Raw genomic sequence first — 18,815 nt, forward strand, 5'->3', positions numbered from 1 at the left:
CGAGCAGTCTGATTAATTGCTCGGCGTTTTTTAGCGCTTATCGACCTGTTGATTCAGGCCGCTACCACCTTGCTGCGGCGACGGCTCTGGGCCTTACTGATGGCCAGGCTTACACCACTGATGATAATAATCGCCATCCCCAGCATACCGCCTAAGTCAGGTACATGACCGAAGATCAGCATGCCCAGCAGCGCAGCAAAGATGATCTGGGAGTAGGTAAAGGGTGCCAGCGTAGCTGCACTGGCGTGATGATAAGCATTGGTCAGACAGAGATGCCCGCCCATGGCCAGGGCAGCCAGGGAAACAATGGCCAGGGCATGCTCCACACTGGGCACCACCCATACCCACGGCAGAAATATGCTCATCACCAAGGTGCCGACAATGCTGCTGATGTAGTTGCTGGCCACCGGGTGATCGACACCACTCAGGCGACGCGTCAACACGTGATAGGTTCCGAAGCAGATAGCAGCAGCGATTGGCAGCAGAATCGCCGGGGTGAATAGCTCACCACCAGGGCGCACAATAATCATCACCCCCAACAACCCGCCCGCCACTGATACCCACACACTGCGGCTGATCTTTTCTTTAAGCACAAAGGCCGAAATCAAAATAACCACCACGGGTGACAAAAAGATCACCGCCGTGGCCTCCCCAAGAGGGATAAACATCAGCGCACTGAAGATGAACAGGCTTACACCCACCAGGCATATTGCCCGGGCGAACTGTAGCTTCGGAGCTTGCGTGGCAATCAAACGCTTGCCCATACGTGGGGCAAACATGGCCGTCATCATCACCGTCTGAGCGAGGTATCGTGCCCAAACGATGAAGAAAACTGGATAAATCTGTGTCAGGTATTTGGAAAGGCCATCATGACTGGCCAAGAGAAAGCCGGAACAGAGGATCAGCAAGATCCCCAGGCCAAGGCGATTGGTAGTGGGCACTTCAGAACCATACGAATAATTAGCAGGCTAATAATGTTACGTAAATGTCACTTTAAGTAACAGATAGCCCTGCGCCCGTTCAGTGATCACTGGGCGATTACCGTACAAGAATCGTTTATCCCTGCCCTCGCACTTACGCTGGCTCAGCGCCACAAGACAACCGAGCCATGCTGCCAATTACTCAAGCGTCAGCAGCGTCAGCGCAACTGACTGTCTTTGCTGCCTCGGCGGTTATAGCCCGCGCTGGCGACCTGCTGACGATCGTGCTCAGCCTGACAGTTCACACACATGCGCACACCTGGCACAGCCTTGCGCCGTGCCTCAGGAATTGCGGCGTCACACTCTTCACAATGGTGGAGGCTTTCGCCGGTCGGCAGCTGGCTGCGGGCGCGAGCAATAGCGTCCTCAATACTGCTGTCGATCTGCTCCTGAACGGCTCCGTCACTCGCCCAACCACCCGCCATACCCACCTCCGCAGTAGATGAACTGCTAGGTATGTATCAGCTTACGAAAAAACTCAAGAGTTCCAGGATTACTCTCGAACCTTCATGAAGGCATCCGCCCAGGCTTTATACGCCTCAGGCAGGCTGTACTTAAGCGCCAACTCCGATGCACTCAGCTCGCTGGCATCTACCCCGCGCTGCTCACGCAGGCAATCGTAGGTGGCTTTAATTGCGGCGAAATAGGCTGCGTGACCATTGACCACCACCCTCACCCGCAACCCAGCAAGGCGCTCAGGGTCGCGGAGCTTAGGGTTGCCATACGTCACCAACATCAAGGGAAGGCTGACGGAGGCGGCAATGGGTTCAAGGTGCTCGAAATCCTCAATACCGACCATGCAAATACCGTCGGCACCAGCAGCCTCATAGGCCTGGATACGTTGAATCACCTGCTCAGTACTGAGAACACCTGCGTTAGTGCGAGCGATGATGGCTAAATCCGGGTCAATCCGCGCCTCAACAGCGGCGCGGATCTTACCTACACCCTCATCAATACTGATCAGATCAGTCGACTTACCCTCAAACTGAGTTGGCAACAAGGTATCTTCAATCGTAAGAGCCGCTACGCCTGCACGCTCAAGCTCAACAACGGTGCGCATGACGTTAAGGGCATTGCCATAGCCATGGTCAGCATCGACGATCACGGGCAGGCGACTGACGCGCCCAATACGGGTGGCCTGCTCGACAAACTCGCTAAGCGTGATCAAAGCAAAGTCCGGCGCCGCCAGCACCTGCAAGGATGCCACCGAGCCCCCCAAGATACCGACCTCAAAACCGAGATCAGCCGCAATACGGGCGGCCATGGGGTCGAATACAGAGGCTGCGCTATGGCATTGATGGCCAGCCAGCAGCGCACGGAACTGCGCCCGCAATTGATGGGGAGAGGTTTTCTGCATGACGTACACCTAACGCAAGGCCGCCTCGGCCTCTGGCCTGCCGGACGACAACATTCTGATATGTAGTAGAACTACATGATCCACCAATTACCTTGCTTGGGGCTTTCATAAAGGCGTCTTCCCGACCACTGGCCGGTGTGCCGCACGCTTCAAGGCTGGGCTGGCGGTACCAGATAAGGCTTGGCAAACCACTCTCGGTGAATGCGCTCCAAGGTACCATCCCGATTGATCTCAGACAGCGTTGCTTGCAAATGCTTCAGCAACTCAGGACTGGTATCTGGGGAAAAGGCGATGTACGTGTAGGAATCCAGGATGTGAAATTGCAGCTCCACATCATGGCGGCTCATCCCTTGCTCCGCCAGCAGACCATCCAGCACCATGTCGTTGCTAACCAGTACTGAAATGCGTCCGTACTTGAACATCCGCACCACGTGCTCGGGTGTAGGCACCGCATAGAGCCCCTTGAGACCCTTATCACTCAGGTATTCGTAGGTGTACCACTGCTTGGGCACAGCGGTTATGCCTTGCCGATCGAGATCATCCAAGTTTCGCAGCTTAAGCCCGCTGTCACGCTTGGTGTACACACCGGTACGGCTCACAGCAATCGGGCCTACCCACTTGAACAGCTTTTCTCGTCGGGCAGTACGCGATACCGGGAAAAGCGCTAAACCGCGCTCTTTCTGAACTTGATAATAACCACGCGTCCAAGGCACCAGTTCGATGTGGCCGGGAACGTCTGCCCGTTGCAACAGTTGCTCGACCACCTCAACCGCCATCCCCGTCAGTTCGCCGTTTTCTGTAAAGCTCAGCGGCCGGTACTCCTCGGTGAACAGGCGCAACTCCGCAGCCAGTGACAGATCGCTGCACGCGAAAGCCATCAACAGCCCAAAACCACGGAAAAGATTTATTGCCCCGACCCGACGACTCATACCCCAAAACAACCCTACTCTCTTCGCACAGGCAGTTGGAACACTTACAGAGATGGCACAGAAATACGAGATCAATCTAACATCAGCTCAAGCTCATGAATGCGAACTGCAGAACCGTTCGTCAGGCTATTTGAGATCACCCCAGTAAAGCTTTGTCTAAACTTTTTCCAACTTCATCGACCGTAGCACTGGCAGTTAACAGCCAGTCAAGCGATTATCGCGCATCCTTATCGACCCAAGAATGACATGACTGAAACCACATCTGCCAACACACCCGCCCACAAACCACGGCCCATGATGGACCTGCTGATCAGCATCCTCATCCCTTCGCTGATCCTGATGAAGCTCAGCAGTGAACAACGGCTTGGCGCTGATGGTGCATTAGTCCTTGCACTAGCGTTTCCGCTTGGCTGGGGCTGCTTCGAGTTAATCAAATACCGCAAGTTCAATTTCATTGCTCTTCTGGGCCTGATCAGCGTTCTGCTAACCGGCGGCATCGGCCTGCTGAAACTGGACAATCAATGGCTGGCTATCAAGGAAGCGGCGGTACCTGGCTTGATCGGCATTGCAGTACTGGTCTCGACCTATACCCGCTACCCTCTGATCCGCACCATGCTCTACAACAAGAATGTGCTCAATGTGGACAAAATCCACCAGCGCCTCGAAGAAACAGGTAATACAGCACAATTCGAAAACCGTCTGTTAAAAGCCACCTACTGGTTAAGTAGCACCTTCTTCTTTTCTTCGGCTATGAACTACGCCTTGGCGAAATGGATCGTGGTCAGCCCAGCTGGAAGCGAGGCTTTCAACGAAGAGTTAGGACGAATGAACCTGCTCAGTTACCCAATGATCGCCATCCCTTCCATGATTATGCTGATGGCTATTTTCTACTACCTCTGGCGCACGATCAGCGGACTTACTGGCTTGAAGCTGGAGGAGGTCATGGCCAATCAGGAACAGAACAGTAAACGTGAGTGACCCACTCTCGCGTGCCAGCAGGCAACCTGACTGACAGCGTCCAATGTTGACGCTGTCGGCCTATGCGGGCCTGTTCATCTCCGCACTGGCAGCAGCCAGTCTTCTGCCGTTGCAGTCTGAGGCGGTGCTGGTTGCCTTGTTACTTGCAGACGAGTATCCGGCCTGGCTGCTAGTGCTCATAGCTAGCGTGGGTAATACCCTAGGCTCACTGATCAACTGGGGAATCGGGCGTTACATTGAGCGATTTCGCAACAAATCCTGGTTTCCAGTCAGCGAACAGCGTCTGCTCAACGCTCAGTTTTTTTACCGCCGTTATGGACGCTGGTCGTTACTGCTGAGCTGGATGCCTGTAATCGGTGATCCACTGACGTTGGTTGCAGGCCTTATGAAAGAACGCATGGGCATTTTTCTGCTATTGGTGAGCGTTGCCAAAACTGCACGCTACCTTGCCCTCATGCTTATCACGGTGGGTATGACATGAGTCATTTTGTTGTAAAAAAGACACACTCGGTAACGCCAACACAAACACAGATGGTTGAGCTGACGCCCACTCTCCGGGATACTGCGCGCCTTGCGTGCAAACAACACGAATGAATGATTACTTGTAAGTCAGCGATTATTACATCCAGGGCAAGCGCTACTCCTCCCCTCATACGCTTACCTCACCTAGCCGAAGTCCCGCGTTTCGGCGTCAGCACTGAGTGCAATGATCGCAATCCAATGTAAGGAGTTACGACAGTGATGAAAAGGAGCGACCTGATCTGGACCCTTGTGGGTCTCGGCGCTGTCCTGCTGTCGTGCTATCTCCTGTATCACGAAGTCCGTAATATTTCGCTGGAAGAAATCGCTGACAGCTTGCATGCGATTCCCCGGCACAATTGGATTCTCGCGGCCACAGCCACCCTCGGAGCCTACTGCGCCCTGGCTTGGTATGACCGGATAGCCCTCTCCCATCTGGGCAAAAAAATCTCCTGGCGCTTTATCAGCCTTTGTTCATTTACTACCTACGCCCTAGCTCACAATATTGGCGCATCGGTGTTTTCAGGTGCCTTGGTACGTTACCGGGCTTATCGCAGCAAAGGCCTGACGCCGCAAGAAATCGGCATCCTCATTGTCTTCTGCTCATTCACGTTTGTGCTCGGGACTATTTTGGCTGGTGGCTGCGTGCTGCTGCTTGAGCCAGACCTGATCCAGCGCGTTGCCAACATATCGCCGCTAATCTCCGAGATCATCGGAGGTATTCTGATTTTGCTGGTAGCCCTGTACGTGCTGGGTTCCTGGCGCCAGTTCAAGCCCTGGAGCTGGAAGAAGTTTCACCTTGAATACCCTCGCCTCAGGATTGTCGCTCGCCAGCTGCTGGCCGGACCACTGGAACTAGCCTGCGCAGCTGCCATCATTTACTACGCGCTGCCTGCGGAAACCAACCCAGGCTATCTGGTGGTATTTGGCGTATTCCTCGCGTCCTTCTCACTGGCCCTGCTATCCCATGCACCGGGTGGCCTCGGCGTATTGGAAGTTACCTTCCTCGCCGCCATGCCCGAAATCCCGACATCTGACGTGCTGGCAGCCCTGATTGTATTCCGTGGCTTTTACCTGTTACTGCCCTTTGCTCTCTCCCTGCTGGTAGTGCTTGGATTTGAGTGGTCGCAGTGGCAACAACGCCGCCAAGAGGCAGAAGGCAAATAAGCGCATCCGGTCGATATTTGGGGCAGCATTAAACGCGACAGTCGCATAGAATGCGCGGCCGTTTTTTGAGGAAGCGCCGCATGTCACTCCACCTCCCTGCCCGCGCCTGCGGCATCGACTTCGGCACCTCCAACTCGACTGTTGGCTGGTTGCGTCCGGGAGAAGAAACGCTTCTCCCACTGGAAGATGGCAAAATCACTCTGCCCTCTGTCGTTTTCTTCAATTTCGAAGAGCAGCGCCCGGTGTATGGCCGACAGGCCCTGCACGAATACCTGGAAGGCTATGAAGGGCGCCTGATGCGCTCTCTGAAAAGCCTGCTGGGCAGCAAGCTGCTGAAAAGTGAGACCACAGTTCTGGGCAGTGCTCTGCCATTTAAGGACTTACTTGGCTTCTTTATCGGTGAACTCAAGACCCGTGCCGAAACCATTGCCGACCGCCCCTTTGAGCAGGTTGTGCTGGGCCGTCCAGTATTCTTTGTCGATGATGACCCCGAGGCGGATAAAGAAGCCGAAAACACCCTGATCGCGGTCGCAAGCAAACTGGGCTTCAAGGATATTTCCTTCCAGTACGAACCGATTGCTGCTGCCTTCGATTACGAATCCGGAATTGATCGCGAAGAGCTGGTACTGATTGTCGATATCGGCGGCGGTACCTCAGACTTCTCGCTGGTACGCTTGGCACCTGAGCGACGCAGCGTAGCCGACCGCCAGAGCGATATTCTCGCCACCGGCGGCGTACACATCGGCGGTACCGATTTCGACAAGCAGCTGTCTCTGGCTGGCGTCATGCCTCTGTTCGGCTATGGCAGCCGGATGAAAAGTGATGCGCCAATGCCGACCAGCACGCATCTGAACCTGGCTACTTGGCACACCATCAACGCGGTGTACTCCGCACAATCCCAGCGCCAGTTACAAAGCATGCGCTACGACATTGTCGACCCGACCGGAATCGACCGCCTGTTCAAACTGATTGAGCGGCGTGAAGGCCACTGGCTGGCGATGGAAGTGGAGGAAAGCAAAATCGCCCTCACCGATCAGCCTGCCCGGCCGATCGACCTGAGCCACATTGAAGCTAACCTCAGTGCAGACCTCACCCGTGAACTGTTCGAAAACGCAATCCAGCCGCTGCTGGAGCGCGTGCGGGGCAGCATCACTGACCTGCTCAATCAAGCGGGTATCGGCCTTGAGCAAGTCGATACGTTGTTCTTTACCGGGGGCTCCAGCGGCATTCCCGCTTTGCGTCAGAGCGTGGCAGCGATGCTGCCAAATGCCCGCCATGTTGAAGGTAACACCTTCGGCAGTATCGGCAGTGGTCTAGCTATCGAAGCGTATAAACGCTACGGCACAGTCTGAGAGCGTTGCTCCCCAATAAAAAAACACCAGCCTTGAGCTGGTGTTTTTTTATTGCCTTGCCAATCAACGCGGCGCGACAGGCTTACGGCTTGGTTTCTTGCCAGTTTTCTTACCCGCCCCAGCACGCTCCCGTGCTGCCTGCTGATTACGCGCCTCAGCAGCAGCCTTAGCCTGCTCGCGCTTATCCCACGGTTTGCTCCCATCACTACCACGCGGCGGCAGGCCAGTATGCTGCGTAAGAATACGCGTGGTGTCCTTACCCACTTTCTTGCTGCCCGCAGGCGTCGAGTTCTTACGACGAGCACTCTGGTAGCTGTCGGTTGAAGGCTGATGCACAGGTATCAGCTGATGCTTACCCGAACCAATCAGATCACCACGGCCCATGCGCAACAGCGCTTCACGCAGCATCGGCCAGCCTTTCGGGTCGTGATAACGCAGGAATGCCTTGTGCAGACGACGTTGGGCCTCGCTCTTAACAATGGTCACGCCATCGCTCTTATAGGTGACCTTGCGCAGCGGGTTTTTTCCCGAGTGGTACATCGCGGTCGCAGTGGCCATCGGCGACGGATAGAACGCCTGCACCTGATCCGCGCGGAAGCCGTTGGACTTCAGCCACAGCGCCAGATTCATCATGTCTTCATCGGTTGTGCCCGGATGTGCGGCGATAAAGTACGGGATCAGGTACTGCTCTTTGCCCGCCTCTTTCGAGTACTTCTCGAACATGCGCTTAAAGCGGTCATAGGTACCGATACCCGGCTTCATCATCTTGGTCAGCGGGCCTTCCTCGGTGTGTTCCGGGGCGATTTTCAGGTACCCACCAACGTGGTGCGTCACCAGCTCCTTCACATACTCTGGAGACTCCACAGCCAAGTCATAACGCAGGCCTGAAGCAATCAGAATCTTCTTCACGCCCGGCAGCGCACGGGCACTGCGGTATAGCTGAATCAACGACGAATGATCGGTGTTCAGGTTCGGACAGATGCCTGGGAATACGCAGGACGGCTTACGGCACGCAGACTCAATCTCCGGGCTCTTGCAAGCGATGCGGTACATATTCGCCGTCGGCCCGCCAAGGTCGGAGATCACCCCGGTAAAGCCCGGTACCTTGTCGCGAATTTCTTCGATCTCGCGGATGATCGACTCTTCAGAACGGTTCTGAATGATGCGGCCTTCGTGCTCAGTAATTGAGCAGAACGTACAGCCACCGAAACAGCCGCGCATGATGTTGACCGAGAAGCGGATCATCTCGTAGGCCGGAATCTTCTCCTTGCCATACGCAGGGTGCGGCACGCGCTGATAAGGCATACCAAACACATAATCCATTTCTTCGGTGGTCATTGGCACTGGCGGCGGGTTCAGCCAGACGTCCACATCACCGTGTTTTTGCACCAACGCACGGGCGTTACCCGGGTTAGTTTCCAGGTGCAGAACGCGGTTGGCGTGGGCATAGAGCACCGCGTCATTGCGCACCTTCTCCATTGAGGGCAGGCGAATAACGGTTTTATCCCGGGTCATGCGCGGGCTTTCCAGAATCTGTACGACCTTGGCTTCGTTCGGGTCGTCCTGCGGGCCTTTTTCCTGCTCAATGGCACAGGCCTGCAGATCCTGAGTGTTCACATAGGGGTTGATGATCTTGTCGACCTTACCCGGACGGTCGATACGGGTCGAATCAACCTCATACCAGCCCTTAGGCGTATCGCGGCGTATAAATGCCGTGCCGCGCACATCGGTGATCTCTTCGATCTTCTCGCCCCAGGACAGACGCTGTGCCACCTCAACGATGGCGCGCTCGGCGTTGCCGTACAGCAGAATGTCCGCAGAAGCATCAATCAGAATCGAGTTGCGAACCTTGTCCTGCCAGTAATCATAGTGAGCAATCCGCCGCAGCGATGCTTCGATACCGCCGAGTACGATCGGCACATGCTTGTAGGCCTCTTTACAGCGCTGGCTGTAAACCAAGCTGGCGCGGTCGGGCCGCTTACCCGCAAGACCGCCCGGCGTGTAGGCATCATCCGAACGCATTTTTTTGTCGGCGGTGTAGCGGTTGATCATCGAGTCCATGTTGCCAGCCGCTACGCCGAAGAACAGGTTCGGCTCGCCCAGCTTCATAAAGTCGTCTTTCGACTGCCAGTTTGGCTGGGCAATGATGCCCACGCGGAAGCCCTGAGACTCCAACAATCGCCCGATAATCGCCATCCCAAACGACGGGTGATCAACATAAGCGTCACCTGTGACGATGATGATGTCGCATGAGTCCCAGCCCAGCTGATCCATTTCCTCTCGGCTCATAGGCAAGAACGGAGCAGGACCAAAGCATTCGGCCCAGTACTTGGGATAATCAAACAATGGCTTGGCGACTGGCATGGACATGGGGGCTGACCGGCGGTAACAAACAGGGAGGGAAAAAGCGGGCGCGGAATATAGCACAAATTTTGACCAAATCCGACCTTAACGCTTGGATTAGTCTAGTGCTTGTGTCAGGACAGGAGGGAACCGGCGAGAATTAAAAGCGCTTTGCCGTGCAAAGCATGCAGCAGGCCAATAGAGGCCCGATGAACACAAACGAGAGTTTCAGTAGGCGGGGCGCAGGGCCCCACCCTCACACCAATCAACGGATGTTGTTGATGGTGCCTTTGTTACCAGTCACGGTTACGTCAACTTTCTTGAAGATGAAGTAATCCTGAACATTGACCTCGTAGCGCGGCGCCACGATCAGGTCAGCGTTAGAGCTTTTAACAGCCTTGTAGGCAGCAGCCGACTTAACCGAGGAAACCGGATCAAAAGCGGCCAGGCTCATGCCACCGCCGCTCTCGGCACCGTAGGTCACACCGTCAGCAAACTGGGTGTCGCCACCGAACTTCAGGACACCAAACAGGATGTTGACCTGGGACTTACCACTGATGGACTCGCCAACAGTTACGTCGGCTTTCAGGTCAGTTTTAACAGCGCCGGCAACCGGGGCGATTGGCTGGCTAACGTTGAGGCTGGTGCAACCAGTGGTCAGAGCCAGTGCGGAAACCAGTGCTGCGGTAGACAAAATGCTTTTCATGCTTACTCCTTAGCGTGCATACGGCCCTTGATGGGCTCCGGGAATCTAGTCCGCTCACCCGCGAACCAGAACCCCACCCGCTCAGGAAATGGGACTCATCCCTCAATCCTCCATTTAAACCAGGCAAATTGATCTAACCACCTCTGAATTCAGAGATTTTCGGATAAGTCTCTAATAGAGCACTGATCGCACATCATTTCGACTCAGCTTCACGTCGAGAAATAGCGTCGGGCGACCCGTGCTGTAACCTTACTCAGCAACTCATAGCCAATGGTCCCGGCGCACCTAGCGACCTCATCCACGGGTAACTGCTCCCCCCATAACTCAACAGGATCACCAACACTCGCCTCCGGTGCATCCGTCAAATCCACACACAGCAAATCCATGGAAACCCGCCCCACCAACGGCACACGCTTTCCTGCGACCATCACAGGCGTTCCAGAGGGCGCATGACGTGGATAACCATCGGCGTAACCACAACTCACCGTTCCAATTCGAGACGGACGCTGCGCTTGCCATGCAGCGCCATACCCCACCGTCTCTCCAACTGCCAGCTCGCGGCAGGCAAGCAGCTCTCCACGCAAGCTCATGACCGGGTGCAACCCCAACTCAGCGGCAGACAGATCAGCGAATGGGCTGGCACCATAGAGCATGATGCCTGGGCGCAACCAGTCCATGTGTGCAGCCGGAATCGTCAAAACCCCGGCCGAGTTGGCCAGTGAGCGATGGGAAAAGTCTAAATCTAACAAACCCAAAAACTCCGCCAGCTGCTCTTCGGTCTGCTCGCTGCCGCGCTCATCAGCACAAGCAAAGTGGCTAATCAGATTCAACTCAGCGACCTGGGGCGCTCCCTTCAAACGCTCATAGCAATGGCGCAGTTGAGACGCAGCAAATCCAAGGCGATGCATGCCGCTGTCCAGTTTCAGCCAAATATTAAGTGGGCACGCCAACTCGCTTGCGAGCAACTGCTCGAGTTGGCGTTCACTGTGCACGACCACATCAAGCCTAAGCTGGGCAGCGTACTGATATTCAACGGCGGCAAAACAGCCTTCCAGCAGCAATATCCTGCCGACTCCATGCAATGCCCGCACTTCGGCAGCCTCGTCCAAGCTAGCCACTGCAAACCCTTCAACTTCGTCATGCAGCGCTGTCACCACCTCCCGTACGCCATGCCCATAGGCATTGGCCTTAACCACCGCAAACAGCTTGCGCTCCGGCGCACAACGTCGCGCTACAGAGGCATTGTGACGAAGAGCGGCAAGGTTGATAGTCGCAACAAGCGGGCGCATGGAGGTTGATCCTCAAAAAACAAACGGGCGACCAGTTTAACCACTGGACGCCCGCTTATATTGATCTGAATGATGCATTCAGTATCGCCAATCAATCCTCGTCGAATTGATAGATACCTGGCGCAAGGTTCTCAAATCGCGAATAACGGCCCATAAAAGCCAGCCGCGTGGTTCCGATAGGGCCGTTACGCTGTTTACCAATAATGATCTCGGCCACACCCTTGTATTCAGTTTCCGGGTGATACACCTCATCCCGGTACACGAACATAATGATGTCGGCGTCCTGCTCGATCGCTCCGGATTCACGCAAGTCAGAGTTAACAGGACGTTTGTTGGGACGCTGTTCAAGAGAGCGGTTGAGCTGCGACAAGGCAATCACCGGGCAGTTAAACTCTTTAGCCAGCGCTTTCAGGGATCGGGAAATCTCAGAGATCTCGTTGACCCGACTGTCACCACTGGATCCCGGGATCTGCATCAGTTGCAGGTAGTCGACCATGATCAGGGCGATCTCGCCGTGCTCACGGGCCAGACGGCGGGTACGTGCGCGCATTTCTGATGGAGAAATACCGGCCGTATCGTCGATGAACAGTTTGCGGTCATTAAGCAGGTTAACGGCCGAAGTGAGCCGCGGCCAATCGTCATCATCCAACCGCCCCGCACGCACTTTGGTCTGGTCGATCCGACCCAGAGAGGCCAACATACGCATCACGATAGAGTCGGCGGGCATCTCCAGTGAGAACACAACCACCGCCTTATCAGTACGCAGAACGGCGTTTTCCACCAAGTTCATTGCAAAGGTGGTTTTACCCATCGACGGACGACCCGCCACAATAATCAGGTCGGCAGGCTGTAGGCCGCTGGTCTGTGCATCCAGGTCAGTAAAGCCGGTGGACAAACCTGTAATCGCATCTCCCGCATTGAACAGCTCGTCGATGCGGTCGATGGTTTTCACCAAGATGTCATTGATACCAACCGGACCGCCCGTCTTTGGACGTGCCTCGGCAATCTGGAAAATCAGTCGCTCGGCTTCATCCAGGATTTCTTCACCGGTCCGCCCCTGAGGCGAATAGGCGCTATCAGCAATCTCACCACTGATACTGATCAATTGGCGCAACGTGGCGCGCTCACGAATGATCTGCGCGTAGGCCTTAATGTTGGCAACCGAAGGGGTGTTTTTCGCCAGCTCACCGAGATAAGCCAAACCACCGACTTCCGCCAATTGCCCTTCCTTGTCCAGCTGCTCGGACAAGGTCACAACGTCAAACGGGTGGTTACGCTCTGCAAGCTTGAAGATGGCACGGAAGATCAGCCGATGGTCATGACGATAAAAGTCACCATCAGACACTGCATCCAGCACCCGCTCCCAGGCATTGTTGTCGAGCATCAGGCCGCCCAGCACCGCTTGTTCAGCTTCGATCGAGTGTGGCGGCACTTTCAGCGAAGTCGTTTGCAGGTCGTACTGTTCCGGCAGATTGATCTCGTTCATAAGGTCCTGAATAACTTACTGCTTAATAAAAACAAAGGGCACGGCATCGCTCTCGCAATGTCGTGCCCGATGTTAGCGAGCCTACACCTAAGTGCAAGCCCAGTCTGCGGATTGCTTAGGCAGCAACCACAACAACCTTAACGGTTGCTTCAACGTCGCTGTGCAGGTGCAGAGCAACATCGTATTCGCCAACTTGACGAATAGTGCCGTTCGGCAGACGCACTTCAGCTTTGGCCACTTCAACACCGGAAGCAGTCAGAGCATCAGCGATGTCGTGAGTACCGATAGAGCCGAACAGTTTGCCCTCGTCACCAGCAGTAGCGGTGATGGTGACTTCCAGCTCAGCCAGCTGAGCAGCGCGAGCTTCAGCAGCAGCTTTCTTCTCGGCAGCCAGTTTTTCCAGCTCGGCGCGACGGGCTTCGAACGCAGCAACGTTTTCAGCAGTAGCGGCGGTGGCCTTGCCTTGCGGCAGCAGGTAGTTACGGCCGTAACCAGCCTTAACCTTTACTTTATCGCCCAGGTTGCCCAGGTTGGCGATTTTTTCCAGCAGGATCAGTTCCATTTGGTATTAACCTCTTAACTTTTAACCTTCACCGTTCGTGGAGCCAGGGCGCTGTTTGCGCTCAAAACGACCACGAAAATCAAGCAGACTGTCGACAATGGCCAAAACCACCAGTAACGGATAAGTCAGCTGTCCAAACAGCAGCAGCGTGATGTACATCCCCACCAGCCAGAACTTTGCCATTCGCCCCTGCGCGACCAACCCATGCAACAGGGCGGCACCCGCGAAAGCCAGTGGCACAGTACTCAGCGGTGTCAGCATTGCCAGTTGCGGACCAATATTCGGCCCCACCAACATGCACACCAGCAGCAGTACAGCAGCTACCGGAGGAAGGCGTAGCTCGCGAAACTCGCGACCGAAACCTCCCGGGTTGTACAACTGCGCCTGCCAGAAGCGCCCAAGAATCAGACACAACAGGCTGACTGCCTGCAGCAACGCCGCTATCAAGCCGGTCAACACCGGTGCAATCAGGCTATCTAATCGGGCTCGCTCTTCCACCGACATCTGTTGGTGAACGCCATCGAGCATTTGCGGTATGTGCTTTTGCAACTCTACCGCCATCGCCTCAATGAGTTCGCGAAACACCGAGTTAAGAATCAACCCGTACACCAGACCAAGTACTACGCTGCAAAGCAGCACACGATTCCAGGACATAGTGGCGCGCAACAACAACGCCAGTCCCAACACTCCTAACAACACAAACAGAGTGCGAGGCTCCCCGTAATACCACCAGCCAATGGCCGGCAACAGGGCCCAGATCAGGATGCCAGCGGCATCCCTCCAACCGCGCCGCAGAAGCACCAGGCTCCCAGCGGCAGCACTTAACCAGAACAGCAGCGGCAATGCCGCAGAAACTACAACCACCAAAGTGGCCTGCATACGGCCGCGCATGATGAACTCAGCTAAAGCGCGCATGCATTTTATCCCTTACTACTTTGTCGAAAGCTGGTCTCAGCGGCCGTGGCTGTCGGTGTAAGGCAGCAGGGCCAGGAAGCGGGCGCGCTTGATAGCGGTAGCCAGCTGACGCTGATAACGAGCCTTGGTACCGGTGATACGGCTTGGAACGATTTTGCCGGTTTCCGAGATGTAGGCTTTCAGGGTGTTGAGATCTTTGAAATCGATCTCTTTCACGCCTTCAGCGGTGAAACGGCAGAATTTACGACGACGGAAGAAACGTGCCATGACAGTGGCTCCTCAATAGATCCGTGGATTACTCGTCAGCGTCAACGCTGTCGCTGTCGTTGCTGTCGCTGTCATCGCCGTCTACAGAATCGGCATGCTCAGGACGCTCACGACGCTCACGGCGCTCGCTGCGGTTTTCTTCGGCCTTCAGCATCTCGGACTGCTCAGTAACAGCTTCGTCGCGACGGATGACCAGGTTACGGATCACTGCATCGTTGTAACGGAAGTTGTCTTCCAGTTCAGCCAGAGCTTTACCGGAGCACTCAACGTTCAGCAGGACGTAGTGGGCTTTGTGGACGTTGTTGATGGCGTAAGCCAGCTGACGACGACCCCAATCTTCCAGGCGGTGGATTTTGCCGCCGTCTTCTTCGATCAGCTTGGTGTAACGCTCAACCATGCCGCCGACTTGCTCGCTCTGGTCCGGGTGAACCAGAAAGATGATTTCGTAATGACGCATAAATGCTCCTTACGGGTTGTAGCCTGCCACGTGATTGCGGTCAGGCAAGGAGTGAATGACACTGTGTGTCTTGCAGAAACAGCGGGGCGCAAATGCACCTGCCATCGCGGCAAGGGGCGACATTCTAGTGAAGCGCCCCGCCGCACGCAAGGAAATGTGGTGATTATTTGTACAACCGTAATATCAGGACAGTCAGGCCTTAGTACCGACCTGACGCTGACGCACCGCCTCAAACAGGCAAATCCCAGTCGCCACTGAGACATTGAGACTACTGACACTACCGGCCATAGGTAGCTTCACCAGATAGTCGCAGTGCTCGCGGGTCAAGCGGCGCATGCCCTTCCCTTCAGCTCCCATGACCAGCACTGTAGGCCCTGTCATGTCGTGCTGATACAACTCTTGTTCAGCCTCACCTGCCGTACCAACAATCCACAGGCCACGCTGCTGAAGCTTTTCCAGGGTACGTGACAAGTTGGTCACAGCCACCAGCGGAATCACCTCTGCCGCACCGCAGGCCACCTTGCGCACCGTTGCATTAAGGGTTGCGGATTTGTCCTTCGGCACAATAACCGCATGCACCCCGGCTGCATCAGCGGTACGCAAACAAGCGCCAAGATTATGCGGATCGGTCACCCCATCCAGAACCAACAGCAGAGGTGCTCCGGAGGTACGGTCGAGTAACTCATCTAGCATTGCCTCGCCCCAGACCTGACTAGGACTAACCTCAGCTACGACCCCTTGATGTACACCCTCAACCCAGGCGTCCATCTCGCGGCGCTCGCACTGCCCCACTGCAACCCGAGCCTCCCCGGCCAGACTCAGCAGCGTTTGCACGCGGGGATCATTACGCCCCTCTGCCAGCCAAATCTGCTTAACCCGCTTGGGATGATGACGCAGCAGTGCCTCAACGGCATGGACACCGTAAATCTTTTCCAACTGACTCATGACTTCGCCTTACGTTTACGCGGAACACCCGCAGGTGCCGCACCGGCACTGGAACCCTTGCGATGGCTGCTGGATTTACCAGTCTTACCAACACGCTTAGCTGCGCCGGTATTTTTCTCTTTAGCGTTTTTCTTTGGGCCTTTGCCTTTAGATTCATCGAGCAATGACTTTTTAATCGCCCGACTCTTGTCGACATCGGTATTGCCTACAGCCTTGCGCTCTTTGCGGCGCGCTTCGCGATCCTGCGCCGTCTCGAAACCGCCCCGACGTGCACCTTTATCCACAGGCGCGTCGATGCGTCCATCAGCCAGTTCGAAGTCGATCTTGCGTTCATCCAAGTCAACCCGCATGACTTTGACCTGGACACTGTCGCCCAATCGGAAACTGCGGCCGTTACGCTCACCAGCCAGTCGGTGATGGACGGGATCAAAGTGGTAGTAGTCCGCTGGCAACGCCGTAACGTGCACCAACCCCTCTACATAGATGTCCTGCAATTCCACAAACAGACCGAAGCCCGTTACAGCAGTGATCACCCCAGCAAAAGTTTCCCCGACCCGATCACGCATGAACTCGCATTTAAGCCAGTTCACCACATCACGGGTTGCCTCATCGGCGCGCCGCTCGGACATCGAACACTGCTCACCCAGCTGCTCCAGCACGGCATCATCGTATGGATAGATGCGCGCCCGCGGCATGATCGTTGCCCCTGCACGCTGCACATGCGGTGTTTCACGCTTGGAGCGGATCACACTGCGAATGGCACGATGGATCAACAAATCAGGGTAACGACGTATTGGCGAAGTGAAGTGCGCATAAGCCTCATAGTTAAGGCCGAAGTGCCCCTGATTGTCCGAGCTGTAAACAGCCTGGCTCAGAGAGCGCAGCATCACAGTCTGGATCAGATTGAAATCGGGACGTTCGCGGATGCTTTCTAATAACCGCTGATAATCTTTCGGTGACGGACCATCGGTTGACTTGCCACGATTCAGGCTCAGACCTAACTCACCCAAAAATGCGCGCAACTTCTCAACACGCTCAGCAGGTGGTGCATCGTGAACACGGTACAGCGCCGGAATAGAGTGCTCCTGCATAAAGGCTGCAGTAGCAACGTTGGCCGCCAGCATGCACTCCTCAATCAGGCGGTGCGCATCGTTGCGCTGGGTTGGACGAATCTCATCAATCTTGCGATCCGAACCGAAGATAATCCGCGTTTCTTGTGTTTCGAAATCAATCGCACCGCGCTCGTGACGAGCAGCCAGCAACACCTGATAAAGGGAGTAAAGCTGCTTAAGGTGCGGCAAGACATCCTTGTATTCGTTACGGAATGCCTTGCCCTCAGCACTCTTAGGCTGCTCCAACATGGCACTGACCTTGTTATAGGTCAGACGCGCATGGGAATGAATCACCGCCTCATAAAACTGGTAGCCGGTCATTTTTCCGGTTTTGGAGATACTGATCTCACAAACCATCGCCAACCGATCAACATGGGGATTGAGCGAGCACAACCCGTTAGACAACTCCTCCGGCAGCATAGGAATTACCCGCTCCGGGAAATACACCGAGTTACCCCGCTGCTGCGCTTCAGCATCCAGCGCCGAGCCCACCTTCACATAGTGTGATACGTCAGCAATAGCCACATAGAGCTTCCAGCCACTGGAGAGCAAACGCCAGTTACTGCCACTTTTCTCACAATAAACAGCGTCATCAAAGTCGCGAGCATCTTCGCCATCAATGGTGACAAAAGGCAGATGACGCAGATCGACACGCTTCTCTTTGTCCTTTTCCTCTACATAAGACTTGAGCTTGCGGGCCTCTTTGATTACCGCCTCAGGCCAAACATGGGGGATATCGTAGCTGCGAAGCGCCACATCAATTTCCATCCCCGGCGCCATGTAGTTGCCGATGACTTCAATGACATCACCCTGGGGCTGAAAGCGCTGCGTCGGCCAGTGCGTGATTTTCACCTCGACAAACTGACCGATTCTTGCTCCGCCATTCCGGCCAGCAGTGACCAACACCTCCTGCTGGATCTTAGGATTATCGGCCACTACATAGCCGATACCGCTTTCTTCAAAATAGCGCCCCACGATGGTTTCGTGAGCACGGGAGATCACCTCAACCAAGACACCTTCACGACGGCCACGGCGATCAAGCCCGGAAACTCGAGCCAGAGCTCGGTCGCCATCAAACACTAAGCGCATCTGCCCTGGACTCAGGAACAGATCATCAGAACCGTCATCCGGGATCAGAAAGCCAAAGCCATCACGATGGCCGCTGATACGCCCCAGAATGAGATCCAACTTATCCACCGGCGCATAGGTGCCGCGGCGCGTATAAATCAGCTGACCATCACGCTCCATCGCTCGCAAGCGGCGACGTAAAGCCTCCAGCTGATCTTCACTGACCAGACCAAATTCCTCTGCCAGCACCTCACGTGCCGCAGGCGAACCGCGGTCAGACAAGTGCTGCAAAATCAGTTCCCGGCTGGGAATAGGGTTTTCGTATTTTTCCGCTTCACGAGCGGCCTCGGGATCGAGGGATTGCCAATCGGCCATTAGAAAGG

Annotated in this window: 18 protein-coding genes; 4 read left to right on the forward strand and 14 right to left on the reverse strand. The window is 55.4% G+C overall.

Features of this window, described 5'->3' with window-relative positions; all coding sequences use genetic code 11:
* Nucleotides 1–53: 53 nt before the first annotated feature.
* From WG219_18020 to WG219_18035, 4 genes are all read right to left on the reverse strand, one after another.
* On the reverse strand, nt 54–941 hold the full coding sequence (locus WG219_18020; protein ID WXL25180.1) for a DMT family transporter: 888 nt from the start codon (nt 939–941) through the stop codon (nt 54–56).
* Between the two features lie 197 nt (nt 942–1,138).
* On the reverse strand, nt 1,139–1,405 hold the full coding sequence (locus WG219_18025; protein WXL25181.1) for a DksA/TraR family C4-type zinc finger protein: 267 nt from the start codon (nt 1,403–1,405) through the stop codon (nt 1,139–1,141).
* Between the two features lie 68 nt (nt 1,406–1,473).
* Nucleotides 1,474–2,337: an oxaloacetate decarboxylase gene (locus tag WG219_18030; protein WXL25182.1), complete on the reverse strand. Its 864-nt coding sequence runs from the start codon at nt 2,335–2,337 to the stop codon at nt 1,474–1,476.
* A gap of 149 nt (nt 2,338–2,486) precedes the next feature.
* A complete protein-coding gene (locus tag WG219_18035; protein WXL25183.1) occupies nt 2,487–3,215 on the reverse strand; it encodes a transporter substrate-binding domain-containing protein in 729 nt (242 codons plus the stop codon).
* Between the two features lie 297 nt (nt 3,216–3,512).
* On the opposite strand from WG219_18035, the gene WG219_18040 reads away from it, so the two are divergent.
* The 4 genes from WG219_18040 to WG219_18055 all read left to right on the forward strand — a co-directional run bounded on the left by WG219_18040 (nt 3,513) and on the right by WG219_18055 (nt 7,282).
* Nucleotides 3,513–4,244 carry a VC0807 family protein gene (locus tag WG219_18040; GenBank protein WXL25184.1) on the forward strand — a complete coding sequence of 244 codons (732 nt, stop codon included), beginning with the start codon at nt 3,513–3,515 and terminating at the stop codon, nt 4,242–4,244.
* Between the two features lie 43 nt (nt 4,245–4,287).
* Complete coding sequence (locus WG219_18045) at nt 4,288–4,725, forward strand: YqaA family protein (protein ID WXL25185.1); 438 nt, start codon at nt 4,288–4,290, stop codon at nt 4,723–4,725.
* Nucleotides 4,726–4,982: 257 nt separating this feature from the next.
* On the forward strand, nt 4,983–5,930 hold the full coding sequence (locus WG219_18050; GenBank protein WXL25186.1) for a YbhN family protein: 948 nt from the start codon (nt 4,983–4,985) through the stop codon (nt 5,928–5,930).
* Between the two features lie 80 nt (nt 5,931–6,010).
* Nucleotides 6,011–7,282 carry an Hsp70 family protein gene (locus WG219_18055; GenBank protein ID WXL25187.1) on the forward strand — a complete coding sequence of 424 codons (1,272 nt, stop codon included), beginning with the start codon at nt 6,011–6,013 and terminating at the stop codon, nt 7,280–7,282.
* Between the two features lie 63 nt (nt 7,283–7,345).
* Here WG219_18055 and WG219_18060 read toward each other — a convergent pair whose 3' ends face one another.
* The 10 genes from WG219_18060 to rnr form a co-directional block, all read right to left on the reverse strand.
* Complete coding sequence (locus WG219_18060; protein ID WXL28037.1) at nt 7,346–9,646, reverse strand: YgiQ family radical SAM protein; 2,301 nt, start codon at nt 9,644–9,646, stop codon at nt 7,346–7,348.
* 244 nt (nt 9,647–9,890) lie between these two features.
* The gene (locus WG219_18065; protein WXL25188.1) at nt 9,891–10,331 is read right to left on the reverse strand and encodes a hypothetical protein; all 441 of its coding nucleotides are present in this window, start codon (nt 10,329–10,331) and stop codon (nt 9,891–9,893) included.
* Nucleotides 10,332–10,540: 209 nt separating this feature from the next.
* Nucleotides 10,541–11,620 carry an alanine racemase gene (gene alr / locus WG219_18070; protein WXL25189.1) on the reverse strand — a complete coding sequence of 360 codons (1,080 nt, stop codon included), beginning with the start codon at nt 11,618–11,620 and terminating at the stop codon, nt 10,541–10,543.
* A 91-nt stretch (nt 11,621–11,711) separates the two neighbouring features.
* Nucleotides 11,712–13,106, reverse strand: coding sequence for a replicative DNA helicase (gene dnaB, locus WG219_18075; GenBank protein ID WXL25190.1), 1,395 nt, complete (start codon nt 13,104–13,106; stop codon nt 11,712–11,714).
* 115 nt (nt 13,107–13,221) lie between these two features.
* Nucleotides 13,222–13,668: a 50S ribosomal protein L9 gene (gene rplI, locus WG219_18080; protein ID WXL25191.1), complete on the reverse strand. Its 447-nt coding sequence runs from the start codon at nt 13,666–13,668 to the stop codon at nt 13,222–13,224.
* 21 nt (nt 13,669–13,689) lie between these two features.
* On the reverse strand, nt 13,690–14,583 hold the full coding sequence (locus tag WG219_18085) for a hypothetical protein (GenBank protein WXL25192.1): 894 nt from the start codon (nt 14,581–14,583) through the stop codon (nt 13,690–13,692).
* A 36-nt stretch (nt 14,584–14,619) separates the two neighbouring features.
* Complete coding sequence (gene rpsR / locus WG219_18090; protein ID WXL25193.1) at nt 14,620–14,850, reverse strand: 30S ribosomal protein S18; 231 nt, start codon at nt 14,848–14,850, stop codon at nt 14,620–14,622.
* 28 nt (nt 14,851–14,878) lie between these two features.
* On the reverse strand, nt 14,879–15,307 hold the full coding sequence (rpsF, locus tag WG219_18095; GenBank protein ID WXL25194.1) for a 30S ribosomal protein S6: 429 nt from the start codon (nt 15,305–15,307) through the stop codon (nt 14,879–14,881).
* Between the two features lie 192 nt (nt 15,308–15,499).
* Nucleotides 15,500–16,252: a 23S rRNA (guanosine(2251)-2'-O)-methyltransferase RlmB gene (rlmB, locus tag WG219_18100; protein WXL25195.1), complete on the reverse strand. Its 753-nt coding sequence runs from the start codon at nt 16,250–16,252 to the stop codon at nt 15,500–15,502.
* Nucleotides 16,249–18,807 (reverse strand): ribonuclease R, encoded by a 2,559-nt coding sequence (rnr, locus tag WG219_18105; GenBank protein WXL25196.1) that lies wholly within the window; start codon nt 18,805–18,807, stop codon nt 16,249–16,251. The genes rlmB and rnr overlap by 4 nt, the downstream gene beginning before the upstream one ends.
* Between the last annotated feature and the right edge of the window lie 8 nt (nt 18,808–18,815).

Source organism: Pseudomonas mendocina (assembly GCA_037482215.1).
GTDB classification, from domain to species: domain Bacteria; phylum Pseudomonadota; class Gammaproteobacteria; order Pseudomonadales; family Pseudomonadaceae; genus Aquipseudomonas; species Aquipseudomonas mendocina_E.